General features: G+C 38.6%; 19 protein-coding genes and 3 tRNA genes. 9 read left to right on the top strand and 13 right to left on the bottom strand.

Annotation, left to right across the window (positions count from 1 at the left end):
• Nucleotides 1–18: 18 nt before the first annotated feature.
• Together RMB06_RS01350 and RMB06_RS01345 are read right to left on the bottom strand one after the other, a co-directional pair.
• Entirely contained in the window at nt 19–777 is a 759-nt protein-coding gene (locus RMB06_RS01350) for a metallophosphoesterase family protein (protein ID WP_311077907.1), read from the bottom strand.
• Entirely contained in the window at nt 758–1,696 is a 939-nt protein-coding gene (locus RMB06_RS01345) for a diacylglycerol kinase family protein (protein WP_311077906.1), read from the bottom strand. Before RMB06_RS01345 ends, RMB06_RS01350 begins: the two co-directional genes overlap by 20 nt.
• A 391-nt stretch (nt 1,697–2,087) precedes the next feature.
• On the opposite strand from RMB06_RS01345, the gene RMB06_RS01340 reads away from it, so the two are divergent.
• Nucleotides 2,088–3,920 carry a phosphoenolpyruvate carboxykinase (GTP) gene (locus tag RMB06_RS01340; protein WP_002115528.1) on the top strand — a complete coding sequence of 611 codons (1,833 nt, stop codon included), beginning with the start codon at nt 2,088–2,090 and terminating at the stop codon, nt 3,918–3,920.
• A gap of 42 nt (nt 3,921–3,962) precedes the next feature.
• Here the strand turns inward: RMB06_RS01340 and glpD are convergent, their stop codons facing one another.
• Together glpD and glpK are read right to left on the bottom strand one after the other, a co-directional pair.
• Nucleotides 3,963–5,480, bottom strand: a complete 1,518-nt coding sequence (glpD, locus tag RMB06_RS01335; RefSeq protein ID WP_311077905.1) for a glycerol-3-phosphate dehydrogenase — start codon at nt 5,478–5,480, stop codon at nt 3,963–3,965.
• A 154-nt stretch (nt 5,481–5,634) separates the two neighbouring features.
• Nucleotides 5,635–7,143, bottom strand: coding sequence for a glycerol kinase GlpK (glpK, locus tag RMB06_RS01330; protein ID WP_311077904.1), 1,509 nt, complete (start codon nt 7,141–7,143; stop codon nt 5,635–5,637).
• A gap of 373 nt (nt 7,144–7,516) precedes the next feature.
• Between glpK and RMB06_RS01325 the strand changes: the two genes are divergently transcribed.
• Entirely contained in the window at nt 7,517–8,848 is a 1,332-nt protein-coding gene (locus RMB06_RS01325) for an MFS transporter (protein ID WP_005803945.1), read from the top strand.
• A 117-nt stretch (nt 8,849–8,965) separates the two neighbouring features.
• Complete coding sequence (locus RMB06_RS01320; RefSeq protein WP_311077903.1) at nt 8,966–9,388, top strand: hypothetical protein; 423 nt, start codon at nt 8,966–8,968, stop codon at nt 9,386–9,388.
• 22 nt (nt 9,389–9,410) lie between these two features.
• Here the strand turns inward: RMB06_RS01320 and RMB06_RS01315 are convergent, their stop codons facing one another.
• Nucleotides 9,411–10,079, bottom strand: coding sequence for a methyltransferase (locus RMB06_RS01315; protein ID WP_262451210.1), 669 nt, complete (start codon nt 10,077–10,079; stop codon nt 9,411–9,413).
• A gap of 256 nt (nt 10,080–10,335) precedes the next feature.
• Nucleotides 10,336–11,184, bottom strand: a complete 849-nt coding sequence (gene folD / locus RMB06_RS01310; RefSeq protein ID WP_233732953.1) for a bifunctional methylenetetrahydrofolate dehydrogenase/methenyltetrahydrofolate cyclohydrolase FolD — start codon at nt 11,182–11,184, stop codon at nt 10,336–10,338.
• A 152-nt stretch (nt 11,185–11,336) separates the two neighbouring features.
• Between folD and RMB06_RS01305 the strand changes: the two genes are divergently transcribed.
• Nucleotides 11,337–11,410, top strand: a tRNA-Cys gene (locus RMB06_RS01305).
• A gap of 11 nt (nt 11,411–11,421) precedes the next feature.
• Nucleotides 11,422–11,507 (top strand) — tRNA-Leu (locus tag RMB06_RS01300).
• A gap of 103 nt (nt 11,508–11,610) precedes the next feature.
• Here the strand turns inward: RMB06_RS01300 and RMB06_RS01295 are convergent.
• Nucleotides 11,611–13,377, bottom strand: coding sequence for an alkaline phosphatase D family protein (locus tag RMB06_RS01295; RefSeq protein WP_311077902.1), 1,767 nt, complete (start codon nt 13,375–13,377; stop codon nt 11,611–11,613).
• 196 nt (nt 13,378–13,573) lie between these two features.
• Here RMB06_RS01295 and RMB06_RS01290 point away from each other — a divergent pair.
• Both RMB06_RS01290 and RMB06_RS01285 read left to right on the top strand, forming a co-directional pair.
• Nucleotides 13,574–13,659 (top strand) — tRNA-Leu (locus RMB06_RS01290).
• A 40-nt stretch (nt 13,660–13,699) separates the two neighbouring features.
• A complete protein-coding gene (locus RMB06_RS01285) occupies nt 13,700–14,077 on the top strand; it encodes a hypothetical protein (RefSeq protein WP_017385773.1) in 378 nt (125 codons plus the stop codon).
• Here RMB06_RS01285 and RMB06_RS01280 read toward each other — a convergent pair whose 3' ends face one another.
• The 4 genes from RMB06_RS01280 to rlmE form a co-directional block, all read right to left on the bottom strand.
• Nucleotides 14,078–14,392: a DUF5713 family protein gene (locus tag RMB06_RS01280; protein ID WP_005067609.1), complete on the bottom strand. Its 315-nt coding sequence runs from the start codon at nt 14,390–14,392 to the stop codon at nt 14,078–14,080.
• 135 nt (nt 14,393–14,527) lie between these two features.
• The gene (gene folP, locus RMB06_RS01275) at nt 14,528–15,379 is read right to left on the bottom strand and encodes a dihydropteroate synthase (protein ID WP_213074817.1); all 852 of its coding nucleotides are present in this window, start codon (nt 15,377–15,379) and stop codon (nt 14,528–14,530) included.
• 133 nt (nt 15,380–15,512) lie between these two features.
• On the bottom strand, nt 15,513–17,408 hold the full coding sequence (ftsH, locus tag RMB06_RS01270; RefSeq protein WP_005803954.1) for an ATP-dependent zinc metalloprotease FtsH: 1,896 nt from the start codon (nt 17,406–17,408) through the stop codon (nt 15,513–15,515).
• Between the two features lie 133 nt (nt 17,409–17,541).
• On the bottom strand, nt 17,542–18,192 hold the full coding sequence (rlmE, locus tag RMB06_RS01265) for a 23S rRNA (uridine(2552)-2'-O)-methyltransferase RlmE (RefSeq protein WP_311077901.1): 651 nt from the start codon (nt 18,190–18,192) through the stop codon (nt 17,542–17,544).
• Nucleotides 18,193–18,391: 199 nt separating this feature from the next.
• Between rlmE and yhbY the strand changes: the two genes are divergently transcribed.
• The gene (yhbY, locus tag RMB06_RS01260) at nt 18,392–18,715 is read left to right on the top strand and encodes a ribosome assembly RNA-binding protein YhbY (RefSeq protein WP_002115576.1); all 324 of its coding nucleotides are present in this window, start codon (nt 18,392–18,394) and stop codon (nt 18,713–18,715) included.
• A gap of 16 nt (nt 18,716–18,731) precedes the next feature.
• Entirely contained in the window at nt 18,732–19,268 is a 537-nt protein-coding gene (locus RMB06_RS01255) for a DOMON-like domain-containing protein (RefSeq protein ID WP_069037068.1), read from the top strand.
• A gap of 59 nt (nt 19,269–19,327) precedes the next feature.
• Here the strand turns inward: RMB06_RS01255 and RMB06_RS01250 are convergent, their stop codons facing one another.
• Nucleotides 19,328–19,915 carry a hypothetical protein gene (locus RMB06_RS01250; RefSeq protein ID WP_130119559.1) on the bottom strand — a complete coding sequence of 196 codons (588 nt, stop codon included), beginning with the start codon at nt 19,913–19,915 and terminating at the stop codon, nt 19,328–19,330.
• 29 nt (nt 19,916–19,944) lie between these two features.
• Nucleotides 19,945–20,103, bottom strand: a complete 159-nt coding sequence (locus RMB06_RS01245) for a hypothetical protein (RefSeq protein ID WP_311077900.1) — start codon at nt 20,101–20,103, stop codon at nt 19,945–19,947.
• Between the last annotated feature and the right edge of the window lie 79 nt (nt 20,104–20,182).

The raw sequence follows: 20,182 nt of genomic DNA, 5'->3' as shown, positions 1-20,182 counted from the left end.
TTATATAATTTTTATAAATTAAATTAATTGAAAAATCTTTAAATCGTAATTAAACCAATAATGATTAATTTTTCCTTCATTTGAAATGACATTAAAACTATTTGGAACATGATAATGCAAACGGCTAGAAGTCGCTGTTCCTGCGTGAATATCATAAATAGGATGATCTATCTTTAACTGATAAATTTGCGTTAAATCATATACAGCGGTTTTATGTAAATGCCCATGTAACATTCCAAATAGTCCCGTTGTACTCCATTTTTCGAGCGCCATTTTTCCTAATACAGGACAATCTTTAATACCATGCTCATCATCAGGTGGAGTATAAAAAGGCTGATGAAAAACAACTAATTTGATTTTATCCGCTGGCCCTTGCTGTAATCTCTCATAAGTCGTCTGAATTTGCTCAATCGAAATATGCCCACGAGTATGATAACGACGGCGAATACTATTCACCCCAACAATATAAAAATGTTCAGTTTCTAAAGTTGGTTCAAGCTGGCCAAAAAAATATTGGTAGCGAGTAAATGGAGAAAAAAAACGGTTCCAGACATGGTACAACGGAATATCGTGATTACCAGGCACAACAAGGTAAGGAATATTAAGACTATCTAAAAACTGACGGCATTTATAAAACTGTTGATATCGGGCACGTTGAGTGATATCACCACTCACCACAATGACTTCAGGTCTATGTTGAGTGCAAAAAAGTCGGATTGCATCTAAACATGCCTCAACTTCTGTTCCAAAATGCAGATCAGACAGGTGTAACAACATTTGGCACCATAATATTTAAAGCATTCTTTTCTACAGAGAAATTTAAAGGTGCTTTCATCTCTAATATTTCACCATCTAAAGCTACTGTAAGTTTTGATCTTTTTGCACAATCTACCACAACGTGATCTGCACAAAAACTATAAACATCTTGCGCCTCTTCTACTTTGCCTTGAATCCACTGCCACAACATGTTTAATAAACTAAGCCTATCACTTTTTGTAATGATCACTCCAGCGACCCGACCTTGTGCTGCACACTCAGCAATTCTTAATTTCATATCACATAACTGCAACTGATTATTACCAAAGAAAATTAGAGGTGTTTTGACTGGATATTTCTTCCCATCAACTGTGACGGAAAGTTTCATGGATTTATTTTCTCTTAATAAAACATCCAGAGCTGATGTATAGGCATGCAAAGGTAAGCGTCCTAAGTATTTATTATAAAGCTCACGTTTTTTTATAAATAATGGATATAACCCTAGACTCGCATTATTTAAATAAACATGGTCATTAATTGTCGCAATATGTACAGAACGAGTTGTACCTGTAGCGATAACTTCAGCAGCTTCTAACAAATCTAAGGGAATATCTAAAACTTTAGCGACATAATTAAAAGTTCCCAAAGGTAAAATTCCCATAGGGATATGAGTATGTCTAAGTTTTGATGCTACCGCATTTAATGTTCCATCCCCACCCGCTGCAACAACAACACCTAAGTTTGCATTTTGGCTATGCCGATGAATTACTTGACTCATCAAATCATCAAAAGAAACATCTTCCGCTAATTCAAAAACTTGTATTTCAAAACCAAATTCGGTGAACACGGTCATTAACTGTTCATACATATCTTCATGTTTTGACGCATGAAAACCCGACTTTTGGTTATAAATGATAGAGAGAGGTTTTAAAGTCCGCATTTTTATTATCATAGAGGGATTCATCCTGAATATTGTATATAAAAACGCCTAATAAAAGTCTCTTTATGTAAATTTTGAATGAAGATCATTTGTTTAATCAATAATAATTCTCAAGAAAAAAATAAGAATCAAGCCATTGATTTTTAAGGAAATAAATAATATAAATAACATACATACAACATAAAAATATTGAGAATAAGATATTGTAAAAAACTACAAGTTAATGATTTAAATGAGAAAAATATATAAAAGTAAAATATCTATTTCTTAGTCTTTAGTCTTATTTTTTTTATGATTTTGTGCTTTAATACAGCCACTTTTTTATTTGATCTTTCATTGTACCTCTCAATGAATGACTTGTACGTTGTACATATTTTGAATAGGCCTCACCATGACCACAGTGAACGCACCAGAATTCGTTCGTCATCCTAAGCTTATCGCATGGGTTGAAGAAATTGCAAACTTAACCAAACCAGCAAAAATCGAATGGTGTGACGGAAGCGAAGAAGAGTATCAACGTCTAATCGACTTGATGATCGCTAACGGCACCATGCAGAAATTAAACCAAGAAAAACATCCTGGTTCTTATCTTGCAAATTCTGACCCATCTGACGTTGCACGTGTTGAAGACCGTACTTACATCTGCTCTCAAAATAAAGAAGATGCTGGTGCGACAAACAACTGGGAAAACCCAGCTGTTATGCGTGAAAAATTAAATGGTTTATTTGAAGGCTCAATGGAAGGCCGTACAATGTACGTTGTTCCTTTCTCAATGGGTCCTTTAGGTAGCCATATTGCTCATATCGGTATTGAGTTAACTGACTCTCCTTACGTTGCTGTTAGCATGCGTAAAATGGCACGTATGGGTAAAGCAGTTTATGACGTATTAGGTACAGACGGCGAGTTTGTTCCTTGCGTACATACAGTAGGTGCTCCACTTGCTGAAGGTCAACAAGACGTTGCTTGGCCATGTAACCCTGAAAAATATATCGTTCATTACCCAGAAACTCGTGAAATCTGGTCTTTCGGTTCTGGTTACGGCGGTAACGCATTACTTGGCAAAAAATGTTTAGCTCTTCGTATCGCTTCTGTCATGGGACGCGAACAAGGTTGGTTAGCTGAACACATGCTTATTCTTGGTGTAACTAACCCTCAAGGTGAAAAACACTACATCGCTGCAGCATTCCCGTCTGCATGTGGTAAAACAAACTTTGCTATGTTAATTCCACCAGCAGGTTATGAAGGTTGGAAAATCGAAACTGTAGGTGACGATATTGCTTGGATCAAACCAGGTGAAGATGGTCGTTTATATGCGATTAACCCTGAAGCTGGTTTCTTCGGTGTAGCTCCTGGTACAAATACCAAGACTAACCCGAACTGTATGGCAACTCTTCACAAAGATGTTATCTATACAAACGTAGCAGTAACTGAAGATGGTCAAGTATGGTGGGAAGGTCTTTCTAAAGAAGTTCCAACAAACTTAACTAACTGGAAAGGTCAACCTCATGTAAATGGTGAAAAAGCAGCGCATCCAAATGCTCGCTTCACTGTTGCAGCTGGTCAATGCCCTTCTATCGATGCTGACTGGGAAAATCCAGCAGGCGTTCCAATTTCTGCATTTATCTTCGGCGGTCGCCGTGCAGATACGGTTCCTTTAGTTTCTGAAGCTTTCGATTGGGTTGACGGTGTATATAAAGCGGCAACTATGGGTTCTGAAACTACTGCTGCTGCTGTTGGTCAACAAGGTATCGTTCGTCGTGACCCATTCGCGATGCTTCCATTTGCTGGCTATAACATGGCTGACTACTTCGATCACTGGTTAAGCCTTGGTCAACAAGTAAGCACAAAAGCTGAAGCAGCTGGTAATAAATTACCAAAAATCTTCAATGTAAACTGGTTCCGTCGTGATGCTGAAGGCAACTTCGTATGGCCTGGTTTCGGTCAAAACATGCGTGTTCTTGAGTGGATCATTGATCGTTGTGAAGGTCGTGCAAACGCTGTTGAAACACCAATTGGTCTTGTTCCAACATATGACGACTTGAACTGGGAAGGTACTGAATTCTCTAAAGAAGAATTTGACCTAATCACAGCTCAAGATAAAGATCAGTGGATTACTGAAATTGAAAGCCACACTGATTTATTTAATAAACTCGGTGATCGCTTACCGAAAGCATTAAAAGAACGTCAAGCAGCTTTACTTGAAGCTGTAAAAACTGGCTTCTAATTGCTATATATAAAAAAGGTCGCTATATGCGACCTTTTTTTATTATGCGGCATCATCTTTTTGTCGACGCTCAGATAAATAAACTTCTAATACTTTTATTTGTTTTTCATCAAATGCCAGACCTAGTTTTGTTCTACGCCACAATATATCCTCAGCAGTAGTTGCCCATTCATATTCACATAAGTATTTGACTTCGCATTCAAATAAATCATGTCCAAAATTCTGGCCTAATTGCTCTATTGCATTTCTCTCTTGGAGCATATTCCAGACTCTTGTGCCGTATGCATGCGCCCAACGGTTAGCAAGTGATTCAGACACTCCACTTACACGTGAATAAATCTGATGCGTTAAATCATCTAGTGTTGTCCAATTTTCAGCGCCAGGTAATGGCTCATCTGCAGTCCACTCCTCTGCCATATTACTAAAAAACGGGGATAAATCTTCTAAAGCAGCCTCTGCCAGTTTCCGATAAGTTGTGATCTTGCCGCCAAATATAGATAACAAAGGTGCTTTTTTATGTTCAGCCTGTAATGCCAAGGTATAGTCACGTGTAATCGCTGAAGGATTATCAGATTCATCATCACATAAAGCACGTACACCCGAGTACTGGCTTACAATTTCAGCTCGAGTTAACTGCTTTTTAAAATGTGAATTGGTCACTGTTAAGAGGTAATCAATTTCTACCTCTGTGATCTCGACCTTTTGTGGATCACCTGTATATTCCTGATCGGTCGTACCAATCAGTGTATATTTTTCTAAATACGGAATTGCAAACACGATGCGTCGATCTTCGTTTTGCATAATGAAGGCTTTATGGCAGTCATATAATTTTGGTACAACAATATGACTTCCTTGGATCAGCCGAATTCGATAGGGTGATTTTAGCTTCAGATTTTCACTAATAAGTTCTTCGACCCAAGGACCAGCTGCATTCACCAAAGCTCTTGCACGTACCTGATAAAACTCTGCTCCGCTTTGTAACTCCAGATGCCACAGCTCTTGTTCCCTATAAGCTTTAATACAACGCGTACGTGTTACGACTTTGGCACCTTTCTCTTTGGCCTGTAATGCATTTAACACTACAAGACGTGCATCATCTACAGTACAGTCAGAATATTCAAAGCCACGTGTGATGGCTGGTTTTAAAGGACTATCTTCTTTGAAGTAAATAAGATTTGATCCTAATAGTTTTTCTCGTTTTCCCAAATGATCATAAAAAAACAAGCCCGCCCGAATTAACCACGCAGGACGTAAATGTGGTCGATGAGGCATAATAAAGCGCATGGGTTTAATAATATGTGGAGCTTTAGCCAACAGCACTTCACGCTCTGCTAGAGCTTCTCTAACCAATCTAAATTCTTTATGTTCTAAATAGCGCAGACCACCATGAATTAATTTGCTGCTCGCAGATGAGGTGTGACTAGCTAAATCATCTTTTTCACATAAAAATACCGATAATCTACGACCTGCAGCATCATTAGCAATACCAACACCATTAATACCGCCACCGATCACGGCAATGTCATATATTTTTGAATAATCATTAGGCTGTACTGTCATTTTTCATTTTCTTTTTATTGTTGATCTTATAAAAATTAAAACATCAAATTGATGAAACAACAATCAAAAAAGTAGAATAATCAATTTTAAATAACTAAGTGTTTAACCGTTAATTGATTATCCTACTATTGAATTCAACCAGTTAAAGAACGAATTAATCCTCAGCCCAACTTTGACTACGCTTAACTGCCTTGAGCCAACCCTTATAAATCATCTCAGATTGCTCAGAAGACATTTTTGGCTCAAATACCTTTTCTATGGCAGATTTATTTCTTAACTCATGTAGATCTTGCCAGAAACCCGTAGCCAGTCCAGCAAGAAAAGCTGCCCCCAAAGCTGTGGTTTCTTTCATTATTGGACGTTCTACTGGTGTCGCTAAAATATCAGCCTGAAATTGCATTAAGAAATTATTTCCCGTTACTCCCCCATCAACACGGAGTGTACGGAGCTCTTCTTCTGCATCTTGCTGCATTGCATCCAAAACATCTCGGGTTTGAAAAGCAATAGACTCTAAAGTTGCACGAATAATATGTTCAATACTAGCCCCACGAGTAAGTCCAAAAATAGCTCCACGCGCTGTTGGGTCCCAATATGGTGCGCCTAACCCTGTAAAAGCAGGTACAACATATACACCGTTACTGTCTTTCACACGTGTTGCATAAAGCTCAGAGTCTTTAGCATTCTTAATGACTTTTAATTCATCGCGTAACCACTGCACGCAAGAACCACCATTAAAAACGGCGCCCTCTAAGGCATAGTTCACCTCTCCACTCGCACCACATGCAATAGTAGTTAGTAATCCATGTTCTGACCGGACAATCTTCTTACCTGTGTTCATTAATAGAAAACAGCCTGTGCCGTAGGTATTTTTTGCCTGACCAGACTCAACACACATTTGACCAAACAGTGCGGCTTGTTGATCACCTGCGATTCCTGCAATGGGGATACCAACTTCTTGCCCACTTATGGTATGTGTATATCCATAAACTTCAGATGAGCTACGCACTTCGGGTAGCATTACTCGAGGAATATCTAAAACTTGTAAAAGTTTTTCATCCCATTCAAGTTTTTCGATATCAAAAAGCATAGTTCTTGAAGCATTGGTAAAATCAGTGACATGAACAGCGCCATTGGTTAGTTTCCAGATTAACCAAGTGTCCACCGTACCGAACAATAATTCACCTCGCTCAGCACGTTCACGACTTCCTTCAACATGGTCTAAAATCCATTTAATTTTTGTGGCCGAAAAATACGGATCAATCACCAAACCCGTTGTTTTACGTATGTATTCTTGCAATCCTGCTTTATGTAGTTGATTGCATATCTCAGTCGTTTGTCGACTTTGCCAAACAATCGCATTGTAAATCGGCTTGCCCGTTTTTTTATCCCAAACAACTGTGGTTTCCCGCTGATTGGTAATCCCAATTGCTGCAACTTGTTCACTCTTAATGCCTGCTTGAGCTAAAGCTTCTACCCAAACAGCACTTTGCGTAGCCCAAATTTCCATAGGATCATGCTCGACCCAGCCAGGCTGAGGATAAATTTGAGTAAATTCTTTTTGAGCAATACTGACAACGTTAGCATTATGGTCTAAAACAATTGCTCTTGAGCTTGTTGTTCCCTGATCAAAAGCAACAATATATTTTTTCGGGCAATTTGACATCTGAATGTCCCTTTCATTATTCACACACATCTAGTCCACAATGCCAAGACATCATGCCTAACTATATTTACTTAAAATTTTCTTTGGAATATATCATTATTTTTAAGGGGTATAGGTTTTCTTCACCCAAACTCTACTCATTCTTTATCAATTTTTACTACTTGGAAAAAAATAATATGCCAAAGATCCCAACAATATTATAAACGTGAGCTGATCGGCTAATTTGAAATCACATAAATATTCAACTTATTCCTTTGCTTAAATAATAAACATTGTTTTACAGACATAAAAAAAATAAAGTGAAATACTCCTCTAGAAAATATGTAAAAACGGAATAAATCTTCTCTTTTTTAGCATTCAACCCAAGCGAAACATGGAGCGACTCATGGTTGATCAACCTTCTACCGCAACAACTCCACATTCTAATTTAGATACAAAAACTCGTCTAAAATCAATTTTGGGCGGTTCTGCCGGTAACCTTGTCGAATGGTACGACTGGTATGTATATGCCGCATTTACGCTCTATTTTGCTCATGCTTTTTTTCCAAAAGGTAGCCAGACGGCTCAGCTCCTTCAAGCGGCCGCAATTTTTGCTGTAGGCTTTTTAATGCGCCCGATCGGTGCATGGATTATGGGTATCTATTCAGACCGTAAAGGACGTAAGGCGGGTCTTACCCTTTCCGTCACTTTAATGTGTATAGGTTCGCTTCTTATTGCCGTGACACCAAGTTATGAAAGTATTGGTGTATTTGCCCCTCTTCTTTTAGTTGTTGCCCGTTTAATTCAAGGCTTAAGTGTAGGCGGTGAATATGGTGCTAGTGCTACCTATTTAAGTGAAATGGCTGAAAGAAATCGACGTGGTTTTTTCTCTAGCTTCCAATATGTAACATTGATTGCTGGCCAGCTCACAGCCCTATGTGTTCTATTAATATTACAAATGGTATTAACCGAAGAACAACTACATGATTGGGGATGGCGTATCCCATTCTTTATCGGAGCTTTACTTGCTATTGTAGTTTTCCGTATTCGACGTGGCCTATTAGAAACTCAATCTTTTAAAAATGCTCAGGCAGAAACAGACCAGCCAAAATCAGGCATGTTTGCTTTATTTAAACATTATCCGAAAGAAGCGTTCACAGTATTGTTTTTAACAGCTGGCGGGACTTTAGCTTTCTATACTTACACGACTTATCTGCAAAAATATTTGGTCAACACCTCTGGATTCACCAAACCTGAAGCCACTCAAATTACAACTTTAGCGCTATTTATTTTTATGTGTCTACAGCCTGTAGCAGGTGCTTTATCCGATCGCATTGGCCGAAAACCTCTTATGATTTTCTTCGGAATAACAGGTGTTTTATTCACATACGTTCTATTTGATGCACTCGCAAATACACATAACTACTGGACAGCTTTCTGGTTATGTTTTGGAGGTCTCGTAATGGTGACTGGTTATACTTCAATTAATGCTGTAGTTAAAGCTGAGCTCTTCCCTGCACACATTCGCGCTTTAGGTGTTGCATTACCTTACGCGATTGCCAATACGTTATTTGGCGGAACAGCAGAGTTCTTTGCTTTAAGTTTTAAAGAAGCTGGGCATGAATCTTGGTACTTTATTTATGTAAGTATCATGATCTTCATTTCTCTGATTATTTATATTTTTATGAAAGATACCAAGCATCACTCAAAAATTAAAGAACATTAATACTTTACTAATAAGGGCTAATATCGTTCGCCGATGTTAGCTCAAATCATACGATTAAGCCCCAACAACCTTTGTATTTTATGAGATACTAGCTATAAGAAAATAAGGACGATACTGATGAATAGAAGTATTTTATGCTTGGCATTAAGTAGTATGTTTGTTTTAACTGCTTGTCAGACTACCCCTCGACAATATAATGGTTCAACTGGATACCAGATTGAAAACCAAACAAAAACTTCGGCGACTTTAGCTTACACTTTAGCGGGTCGTAATAACCAGCAACTCGATGAACGTAAATTACAACGCGCTTGTCAGAATGTGCTAGGTGCTCAGAAGGTTTATAAATTATCAGTTTTGAGTATTAACGAAATTCCTAATCCAGCGAAAGATGAGCATTACGGAATTCAACTCGGCGAAACTCGTGCTTCTTTTGGCTTATCAAATACACCTAGCTTAAATAATGGTGAAGACTATGCGACTCGCCAAGCGCTTGAAGCACGTCCAAGCACACTAAAAGTTGTTCGTTATACTTGTTCATAAAATAAAAAAAGACGCTGTTCTTTTACAGCGTCTTATAAAAACTTACATTTCTAAACTCTTTAGCTTCATCTAGATCAGGCCATGTAGAAGCACTTCTTTCTTCAATTTTTTCATATTTGGGATGACTAAAGTTTTTAACACGGCTATCAGCCACCCAGACCTCTGACGCAAACTTTAAAAATTCATCTAAGAAAAAGCGGTTACATTGATCGTATAAAACATCAGCTGCCAATAAAACATCAACTTGCTCAGCCTTATATAAATCATCTAAATATTCTAGCTCAACATTATTAAGTAAAGCGTTTTCACGGCAAGCATTCAAGCTAACTTGATCGATATCACAGCAGATGACTCGTTTCGCTCCTGCCATTTTTGCAGCAATTGCGACGACACCAGAACCCGCTCCAAAATCCAAAACGACTTTATCTTTAACATGATGTGGCTCTGCAAGTAACCACTGAGCCATCGCTAAACCTGAAGCCCAACAAAAAATCCAATACGGCGTATCATTCCAAATACGGCGAATAACTTCGTCATCTAAGCGATCAGTTGGAAAAACAGGTGGAATCAACCATAAAGAAATAGGCGTTTCTGGTAATTGTTGTACCATCAACTCACAATTAGGAATAACTTCATTTAGTGCTTGAAGTAAATGTTCAGGGGCTTTAGACAGTTGAAAAGTGCAGCTCATCAGATTTCTTTTAATTCATTTTTATAACAAGCATAACAGAGTCATTCCATTATGATTTGAATTTTTAGAATAACCTTTGGTTGGACCTACTTTTCTTTCGGGAAAAGCAGGCAAAACCATTGTCATCCGCAAAACTCGGCAGATACTATCTAGAATCGAAAGCATCGCAGAAACATTAAATTTTTAACGTATTTCTGCCTTAAACAATTGCGGATGACGGTTACGCGTATCAAATAACAGCCTAGCGTTAATTAAATTAACCTAAAGCTTTTTCAGCAGCTTCTACAGTTTGACGAATCAAAGTAGTAATGGTCATTGGACCAACACCACCCGGTACTGGTGTGTAAGCAGAAGCAATTTCTTCAATACCTTGTAGTTGAATATCACCTACACCACCGCCATCACGAGGATGGAAACCAGCATCTACAACCACTGCACCTCGTTTAATCCAGTCTTTTTGGATAAGTTCAGCTTTACCAACTGCACCTACAATAATATCAGCTTGCTTCACAAGCTCAGGTAAGTTTTGTGTGCGTGAATGGCAAATCGTTACTGTTGCATTCGCTTGCAATAGCATCATTGCCATCGGTTTGCCTAAAATTGCAGAACGACCGACTACAACCGCATGTTTACCAGCAATTTCGATATTGTTTTCTTTTAAAATGGTCATAATGCCTGCAGGAGTCGCTGAACCATATGCAGCTTCACCCATAGCCATACGGCCAAAACCAAGACAAGTTACACCATCAACATCTTTAGCTAATGAGATAGCATCGAAACATGCACGCTCATCAATTTGCTCTGGAACTGGATGTTGTAAAAGAATGCCGTGTACATCTGGATTAGCATTAAGTTTTTCTATTTCAGCTAATAATTGTTCTGTTGTCGTTTCTTGTGGCAATTCAATTTTTAAAGAGTCCATGCCTACTCGACGGCAAGCATTTCCTTTCATGCGTACATAAGTTGCAGATGCACCATCATCCCCAACTAAAATAGTCGCCAAAATTGGGGTACGACCTGTTTTAGCTTTTAAAGCTTCAACACGTACTGACAAATTTTCTTCAATTTGCTTTGCTAATGCGCGACCGTCTAAAACCAATGCCACAGCACATCTCCAAGGTAGACATGAATTTAATGTGCCAATAATACATGATTATTTGGACAAATTTATTCTAGATGTTGCTTTTATGTTCATCTTATCTCAAAACAGTATTGTTTTTTTTGTAAAGGTTGCTAATATGTGCATCACCAAATGTAGGCGGGGTGGCAGAGTGGTCATGCAGCGGACTGCAACTCCGTGGACGCCGGTTCGATTCCGACCTCCGCCTCCAAATTTGGTAAAGCCCGGGTGGTGAAATAGGTAGACACAGGGGATTTAAAATCCCCCGCCCACAAAGCGTGCCGGTTCGAGTCCGGCCCCGGGCACCATTTTCTAGTATAGAAATTGGTGTCATAAAGAATCCAGCGAAAGCTGGTTTTTTTATGTCTAAAAAAAGGATACTTATTAGCATCCTTTTCTCGCCTCATATATTTAAGCAGTTTTTTGCTTATCTTTTTCAGGTGTTAAATTCGCATCCAACACCAATTGATAGCTTCTACTAGAATCTACTTTATATTCTGCATTTTTAATTGAATCTACAAAAATCCAATCCGACAGCACCTGTTTATCATCTAGTGTAACCATCAAATAACCCCGCTGATTTAAATTACAATATGCCAATTCATCGATAAGCGTCGTAAAGGCAAATTCAAACTGCTGCAACTGAGCCAATGGAATACTTAAATATTTTTCAAGACCTGGGGAAGAAACCGAACTTGTCGCCAGTTCAACACCGACATATTCACCCTTTTGGCTATATAAGTAAGATGTCCACGCATTATGGGTATCGCCTGCCAAAACAATAATTTTCTTATTAAACTCTGCCAATTTAGTGTAAAAAAACTCTCGCTCAGCATAGTAACCATCCCAAGCATCGAGATTATATGGAACTAAAGTTGTGAGTCGCGCTTTTTCTTGAATAGTTAAAGTTGGATCACCCTGCTCTAATCGTAATTTTAATGTGACTAATTCTGTAATTTGCGCATTCATTTTAGCTAATGTATCCGGCGAAGTTCCGCCTGAAGTAATTTGCCCCAGCGATGCCAATAACTCAGCTGGAATCCACATTTTACTCATTAAGACTTGCTGACCAATCACATTCCATGTTGCTGTAGATTGCTTTAATTTATCGACCAACCAATCCCTTTGCGTATATCCCATTAAAGTACGCTTTGGATCTGTCAAATCAGCCTGAAACTTTTGAGCATCTAAACCAGAAGTTATCATATAATCTGTATATTCGAGCTGTTTATCTCGCGCAATAATACGTGTATCTAACATGGTTAATTGAACCAGCGAACCAAAGTTAAACTGACGATAAATATTTAAATGATCGGTACTAGAAACTGGGCGAATCGGCATCCATTCAAAATAAGCTTGTAGAGCAGCTAATTTACGCTCCAAGAAAGGACCCTCATTACTTTGATGATTCTCTGCACCTTCGCGCCAAGTATCATTCGCTAACTCATGGTCATCCCAAATTACAATAAAAGGATGACGCTGATGAACCACCTGCAAGTCTTTATCCTGACGATAAAGCGCATAACGTTTGCGATAATCATCTAATTTAATAATTTCTTTATTATTATCGGACGGTAAAGTACGGCCCAGCTTTGCAGCATCTTCTGTCGCATAGCCATCAGCCCCATATTCATAAATATAATCGCCCAAATGAATGACTACATCCACATTCTGTTTTGCCATTTCACGGTAAACGTAAAAATAACCCGCAGGATAATTAGAACAAGAACATACTGCGAAGCTGACCTTATTGGTAGTTACAGGTAATGTTTTTGTTTGCCCTACTGGCGAGACTTTGCTACCAAATCGAAAGCGATAATAATAAGTTGTAGCCGCTTGTAGATCTGTTGCATCCACCTTCACGGTAAAATCGTCAGTTTTAGTCGTTTGAACCGTACCAGTCTTTAAATTCTGCTTGAACTGATCATCGGTAGCAATTTCCCAAGTAACTCTAAGATGCACATTAAGATCTACTGGTGTTAACCGCGTCCATAAAATTACTTTATCTTGCAATGGGTCGCCGCTCGCAACTCCATGTAAAAAATCTGCTTGTATTTCTGAACCCTCCTCCTCATCGGAACCATCATTACACCCCGTAAAAGCTACAGGCAAAGATAGCGCCCCAAAACCGAACAGACTTTTTTGAATTAATTCTCGGCGTGAAATTTTTTCTGACATAAAATTACCTAAGTTTTAAGCAATGAGTGTCTTAAATTTAGGTAGATAAGATGAACAACTGATCTCAGTTTAATGAACAAATCATGACACAAATTGGTTAATTTATATAAATACCAACAAGAACTGATTGAAAATAAAGCAAACTCTCTGATTTTCTCTTGCCAATCGCGCACTTGTCCTCTATTATTGCGCACATGCCCGGGTGGTGAAATAGGTAGACACAGGGGATTTAAAATCCCCCGCCCACAAAGCGTGCCGGTTCGAGTCCGGCCCCGGGCACCATTTTCAAATATTGAATTTGGTGCTACAAAGAATCCAGCGTATGCTGGTTTTTTTATGCCTAAACAAAATGAATTTTATGATAAGAATATTATTACTCGTTTACACTACCCTTTTTATAACAAAGGTTTACGCCACAGATCTTTTCTCTGGTACCCTTTCTTTCAAAGACAACCATTGGTATTTTTCACGTTGCTCTATTACTAAAGATGATTATTTAGTTAAAGCACCCGAACAGATAATAGATAAATTTAAAACGCTGGAACAAAAACGAGAAACTTATTGGGTCAGTTTGTTAGCGGACGCAGATTATCAAGAGAATGGTGTTTTAGTTTTAAAAGTTAAAGAAATAGACGAAATACATTTAAAGGCATCTTGCCACTTGTTAGATGTATTTGAAGATATTGAAAATCGAGAGTAATCACCACTCTCGATTCATAACCAGCTCTTCCATTTCTAGATCTAAATATCCAGCTTCCTGTGCTACCATCATCATTGCTTCAGCAATATAGTCAGCAGCACTATCATCTAACGAAGAATCTAGATCTTCGAACTGAGGTTTCATCTCATTAATTTCAATCACAGTTTGATGAGCATATCGATAGATATCCTGCTCAGCTAAGGCAGGCTTCTGAACTTTTTTAGCAAATTGTTCAATGAGCTGCTTGAGTTCAGCGACCAAAATATCTGGATAATATTCATCATCAAACATCGGGAGAAGTAAGTCTTCGAACATACAAAAGTTTACACAACAGCAAAAACTTGCCGCTTATAACATATTTTCAAAAGAATAACGATATTTTTCCCTGACTCAATCATCTAGCTCATTAAATTAATGAGTTACTACCTGATTTTTATAAAGCCTACTTTATTAAGCTTGTATCATCGCCTTCCAAACTAGAATTGCATCAGTCATTGCTTTTACATCATGCGCTCTAACAATGCATGCTCCTTGCTGAATACTAAGCAAATGCCCCGTAACGCTTCCTACCCCACGCTGATCTGCAGTTGCACCCTTTAATGCTTCACCAATAAAACGTTTACGAGAAAGGCCAGATAAAATCGGATAACCCATTTCACCAAGCTTCCAAAATTCTTTGAGTAGTCTTAAATTTTGCTGCGCATTTTTTGCAAAACCAAACCCAGGATCAATAATAATATTATGTTTTTTCACACCCGCATTTAAAGCTTCATTCACGCGCTGCTGGAGCTCCGCTATAACATCTAAGGTTACGTCCGTATATTGGTCCAACTGATTCATTGTAGTCGGCTCACCACGCATATGCATGATCACTACGGGTATATCCAGATCTGCTGCCGTTTTTAAAGCATTGGGACGAGTAAGCGCACGTACATCATTCCAAATATGTGCTCCTGCTTCTTTCGCTGCACGAATAACATCAGGCTGACTCGTATCAATTGATAAAACAATATTATGTTTAGCTAAAGCTTCAACTACGGGCACAACTCTTCGTATTTCTTCTTCTATGCTTACTTCAGAGGCTCCTGGACGAGTAGACTCACCACCAATATCAATAATGGTAGCGCCTTGCTCTACCATGGCTAGCGCATAAGTAATCGCTTGATCTACTTGATTATGCTTTCCACCATCACTAAAAGAATCTGGTGTGACATTTAATATGCCCATAACGTGAGGCTGTGATAAATCTAACTGAAGCTGTCCACACTGTAAAATCTGTTGAGGCAAAGGCATTAGTTGCATAAAAAGCTCCAGTTTAAAATCAGGCTGTATTTTAGCAATTATCACCTATATATGGTGTTGATTTATTTTTAGCTTTTAACAAACTCAAGCCCATAAAAAAAGCCACATGACTGTGGCTTTTTTAATTCACTAATTAGTTCATTGCTGGCAATGGTGGTGGTGTAGATGGACCATCTTTTGGTGGTTCAAATGCAGCCACTGGGTTTTCAGCAACATATACTTTAGGCGGTTGTGGCTCACGACCTTCCATAATGTCACGGATTTGATCACGATCAATAGTTTCCCATTCCATCAAAGCTTTTACCATCGCATGTGCAATATCTTTATTACCTTCTAAGATATTACGTGCAACTTTGTATTGCTCATCAAGAATACGACGTACTTCTTCATCAACTAACTGTTGAGTTGCTTCAGAAATCGTACGGCTTCCTACATTACCAAAGAAACCATTTTGGTTTTCATCTTCGTAAACCATTACACCCATTTTGTCAGACATACCGTACTTCGTAACCATTGCACGCGCCATTTTAGTAGCTCGCTCAAAGTCATTTGAAGCACCAGTAGATTGCTGTTGGATAAATACTTCTTCAGCAATACGACCACCAAACAAAATTGCAATTTCGTTTAGCATCTTGTCTTTATAGTGGCTAATTTGGTCTTGTTCAGGTAACTGCCAAGTTACACCTAAAGCCCAACCACGCGGCATAATTGTTACTTTATGAACAGGATCTGTACCCGGTAAAATTTCAGCAACAATTGCATGACCCGCTTCATGATAAGCAGTTGCACGACGCTCTTCTTCACGTAGAACCATCGATTTACGCTCTGGTCCCATGTAGATTTTGTCTTTTGCATCTTCAAAGTCATGCATGTCAACAGTGTTCTTATTACGGCGTGCAGCAAATAATGCAGCTTCGTTAACAAGGTTTGCCAACTGTGCACCAGAGAAACCTGGAGTACCACGAGATAGAACTTTAACATCCACACCCGTAACTGAAGGTAATTTTTTCAAATGTACATTCAGAATCTGCTCACGACCACGAATGTCAGGCAAACCTACCATTACTTGACGGTCAAAACGACCTGGACGTAATAATGCTTTATCCAAGACATCAACACGGTTAGTCGCAGCAATTACGATTACGCCTTCGTTACCTTCAAAACCATCCATCTCTACAAGCATTTGGTTCAAGGTTTGCTCACGCTCATCATGACCACCACCTGTACCTGAACCACGGTGACGTCCTACTGCATCAATCTCGTCAATAAAGATAATACAAGGCGCATGACGCTTCGCTTGCTCGAACATATCACGGACACGGGACGCACCCACACCCACGAACATTTCGACAAAGTCAGAACCTGAAATGCTGAAGAAAGGAACTTTAGCTTCACCAGCAATTGCTTTGGCTAATAACGTTTTACCAGTACCCGGAGGACCAACCATAAGTACGCCACGAGGAATAGTAGCGCCCAAACGTTTGAATTTTGCAGGGTCTTTTAAGAAATCTACAATTTCAACAACTTCTTGTTTTGCTTCATCACAACCGGCAACGTCAGAAAAATTGACTTTGATTTGGTCTTCAGAAAGCATTTTTGCTTTCGACTTACCAAAACTCATCGGTCCATTTTTTCCGCCTGCACCACCACCCATGTTACGCATAAAGAACATGAATAACAGAATGATTAACAGTACAGGGAAACTAGCAATGAGAAGTTGCATCAAAATGCCTTGACGTTGAGGAGCTGTCCCCTCTACAACAACATTTTGCTTATTTAAGCTCGGCATAAGCTCAGTGTCTTCAACTTGCGGACGAACAGTTTCAAACTGTGATCCGTTAGTTTTTTCACCATTAATATTTAAACCGTCAATTGTGACTTGCTTAATTTGGCCAGCATTCACCGCTGCAACGAAATCTGAGTATTTCATCGCAGTAGGCTTATTGCGGTCACTGATATTACTGAAAATTAAAATCAGAACACCAAGTATTATTAGCCACAATACGGCATTCTTGAAGTAATCGCTCAAAGCTTTATTCCCATATCGATCTAATTTGATCATGCCCAATCTTGGCTGATCGTCATAAAAACAGCAACTGTATTGCTTGCGGATAACCTAAAAGTACAAAATGCACAATTTTTAGGAGCTTGGCAAGTAAACTTTATTGCAATGCTTTCTTACGCCCTTGTCCAACCAAAAAAACTTCTTTAGAGCGCGCCCGAGAAGCTGCTGGTTTTGCTGTCTTTAACACAGCAAAACTATCAACCACTTGTTTACGAAACTCATCGAATCCTGCGCCTTGGAACACTTTAACCACAAACTGTCCATTAGGACCAAGAACCTTTTGAGCAAAATCTAAAGCCAGTTCACATAAGTAAATCTGTCTAGGTTGATCAACAGCCCTATTACCTGATGTATTGGGGGCCATATCAGAAATTACAATGTCTACTTGTCGCCCATTTAAAATATTTAACAATTTTTCAAATACAGCTTCTTCTCTAAAGTCGCCTTGTAAGAAAGTGACATCAGGCAAAGCATCCATGGGCAAAATATCGGAAGCAATCACTAAACCTTTGCTACCCACAAGTTTTCCAGCAATTTGAGACCAGCTACCAGGAGCTGCCCCCAAATCGACTACCGTCATGCCTGGCTTGATCAACTTATATTTTTCTTGGATTTCAAGAAGTTTATATGCTGCTCGCGCACGATACCCTTCCTTTTGTGCTTTTTTTACAAAAGGATCGTCTAGATGTTCCCTCATCCACGCACGACTACTTTTCGACAATTTCTGGTTTGTAATGCGTGTTGCCATAACTCACTAAATATCAAAAAAACTTCTGATCGTTCATTGTACGTGAAAATTACTCTCATTACAGTACGGATGTAGCGTAATCTCACCAAGTTTTACAGTTTTTTTCCAATAATGTTGATCGATTATTTATACAGTTTTTCGTACATCTGAATTTAAGTTTTTTGCTATACTAAGTCGTTTTTAAAATCAGGTATTTTTAATGGCCGCTTTATCTATCCATGAACGTAAACGTTTACGTCAAATTGGTCATGTGCTTAATCCGGTTGTCATGATTGGTGGACAAGGCTTAACAGATGCTGTTATCGAAGAAACTCTTCGTGCTTTAAACGACCACGAACTTATCAAAGTTAAAGTTGCTGGTGAAGACCGTGAAGCACGTACTGCTGTAATTGATGCAATTGTAGAAGCGACTGGCGCAGAAGCTGTGCAAAAGATTGGTAAAATTGTTTTACTTTACAAAAAAGCAGCTAAGCAAAACCAGCATTTGTCTAATCTTGTTCGCCACGCTCATTTAGCAAACTAAGTTGATTTGACAAACTATGGCAAGTTACGAACTTTCAGCTTTTGATCGTTTTCATGCTGTTTCTGTTGTTGGTGCAATTGAACAGCAAGCACCGCACACCTTAAATGTCGGTTTTTGGATTCGTGATCCAAATCAACTCATTGTCTGGCCCCAAGAAGTCGCGGCTCATCCTCGTCAGGATTTTTTGTGGGAAGAAACTTGTTTCGAAATTTTTGTTGGCGTGCATGATGAAGATTATTATCGGGAAATTAACCTTTCCCCTTCTCAATCATGGCAGTCTTATCAGTTTGAAGAATATCGCTATCCAGAAAGTATGCCTCCCCTTGCTGCTTACGATATCGAACTGAACCATCTCAAGCGTACTCATTATGGCTTAAATGTTAGTCTTGATTTGGGACAATTTATGCAACAGCATCGCTTGAAATGGGCAAACCTTTATTTAGGTTTAACTGCAGTTTTAAAAACCAAAGAAGGTATGCAGTACTATGCAATGCAGCATAGTGGAAAAAGTGCAGATTTCCATAATAAGCGTGACTGGTTACATCAGTTTTAAAAGTAAAAAAGCGAGAAATTAATTCTCGTTTTTTTATAGCTAGCTAAAAGCTAAGATCATTAGTTATCTCTTGCTTTATTCCAAGCTTCAACTGCATTATTTTTAGTACGCTTAATACTTTCACTTAAAGAATCTTTGTGCTTCAAAGAAATCTGGCTAATATCACCTTTAAGTTCTTTACTGACTTTAGTCAAATCTTCGATAAGTGCGTTAATTTCTGCTTTCAAAGCATTTTTAAGTTCAGATAGTCCTTCTTGTGAGGTGCTAAACTGAGCTTTAATCACATCAAGACGTTGTAGAATATCTTGTTTAATTTGAACAAATTGATTTTGAATATTCTTGTTTAACTCATGAGTTTCAGCTTCAATTTTTTCTTGAGTTTCACTTAAAACTTCTTTGACCTGCTCTTGAGTTTCAGTGATAGCTTCTTTCACCTGAGTTTTCGCTTCTGTAGCAACTTCTTTAATCTGCTCAGTTTTCTCGGTAACACTTTCTTTTACTTGCGCAGTTTTAGCAGTTACTGTTCTTTTCGCTTTAGTTGTAGTAGCAGCTACGGTTTCTTTCACTTCATTCACCTCAGCTTTTACCGAATCAACTACTGCTTGAGCTTTCTCGCTCACATCTTTTGAAACTTGATCATTACTCATGCTATTTCCTCATATTGTTTATTTTTTAACTAGCAATACAATAAATCCAGTTCTAAAAATTCAGCCAGCAAATTGTTAGACAATTTATCAAAAGTAACTGATTCGGATGAGCAGATAATTTTTTTGTAAAAATCAAGCAATGAATTATGTTTTTTAGCAGAAAATAAATAGACTTTTTGAGGTTCCATGCGTATAATGCGCTGTTAAGTTACAAGCGAGCAGACCGATAGGGAGGGGCATGTTTTATCACAACATCGCCTATCTTTT

The sequence above is a fragment of the Acinetobacter sp. V104_13 genome (assembly GCF_031798995.1).
In the GTDB taxonomy this organism is placed as follows: domain Bacteria; phylum Pseudomonadota; class Gammaproteobacteria; order Pseudomonadales; family Moraxellaceae; genus Acinetobacter; species Acinetobacter pittii.
Note: the sequence above shows the minus strand (reverse complement) of the source record. Positions and strands in the feature narration are given on the sequence as shown.

Excerpts from the sequence above, each read along its gene's own strand:
- RMB06_RS01245 (WP_311077900.1), bottom strand. The coding sequence starts at position 20,103 with ATGGAACCTCAAAAAGTCTATTTATTTTCTGCTAAAAAACATAATTCA.
- RMB06_RS01315 (WP_262451210.1), bottom strand. The coding sequence starts at position 10,079 with ATGAGCTGCACTTTTCAACTGTCTAAAGCCCCTGAACATTTACTTCAA.
- RMB06_RS01295 (WP_311077902.1), bottom strand. The coding sequence starts at position 13,377 with ATGTCAGAAAAAATTTCACGCCGAGAATTAATTCAAAAAAGTCTGTTC.
- RMB06_RS01280 (WP_005067609.1), bottom strand. The coding sequence starts at position 14,392 with ATGTTCGAAGACTTACTTCTCCCGATGTTTGATGATGAATATTATCCA.
- glpK (WP_311077904.1), bottom strand. The coding sequence starts at position 7,143 with ATGTCAAATTGCCCGAAAAAATATATTGTTGCTTTTGATCAGGGAACA.
- RMB06_RS01345 (WP_311077906.1), bottom strand. The coding sequence starts at position 1,696 with ATGCGGACTTTAAAACCTCTCTCTATCATTTATAACCAAAAGTCGGGT.
- rlmE (WP_311077901.1), bottom strand. The coding sequence starts at position 18,192 with ATGGCAACACGCATTACAAACCAGAAATTGTCGAAAAGTAGTCGTGCG.
- RMB06_RS01350 (WP_311077907.1), bottom strand. The coding sequence starts at position 777 with ATGTTGTTACACCTGTCTGATCTGCATTTTGGAACAGAAGTTGAGGCA.
- yhbY (WP_002115576.1), top strand. The coding sequence starts at position 18,392 with ATGGCCGCTTTATCTATCCATGAACGTAAACGTTTACGTCAAATTGGT.
- RMB06_RS01250 (WP_130119559.1), bottom strand. The coding sequence starts at position 19,915 with ATGAGTAATGATCAAGTTTCAAAAGATGTGAGCGAGAAAGCTCAAGCA.
- RMB06_RS01325 (WP_005803945.1), top strand. The coding sequence starts at position 7,517 with ATGGAGCGACTCATGGTTGATCAACCTTCTACCGCAACAACTCCACAT.
- RMB06_RS01340 (WP_002115528.1), top strand. The coding sequence starts at position 2,088 with ATGACCACAGTGAACGCACCAGAATTCGTTCGTCATCCTAAGCTTATC.
- folP (WP_213074817.1), bottom strand. The coding sequence starts at position 15,379 with ATGCAACTAATGCCTTTGCCTCAACAGATTTTACAGTGTGGACAGCTT.
- glpD (WP_311077905.1), bottom strand. The coding sequence starts at position 5,480 with ATGACAGTACAGCCTAATGATTATTCAAAAATATATGACATTGCCGTG.
- RMB06_RS01320 (WP_311077903.1), top strand. The coding sequence starts at position 8,966 with ATGAATAGAAGTATTTTATGCTTGGCATTAAGTAGTATGTTTGTTTTA.
- RMB06_RS01255 (WP_069037068.1), top strand. The coding sequence starts at position 18,732 with ATGGCAAGTTACGAACTTTCAGCTTTTGATCGTTTTCATGCTGTTTCT.
- RMB06_RS01285 (WP_017385773.1), top strand. The coding sequence starts at position 13,700 with ATGCTGGTTTTTTTATGCCTAAACAAAATGAATTTTATGATAAGAATA.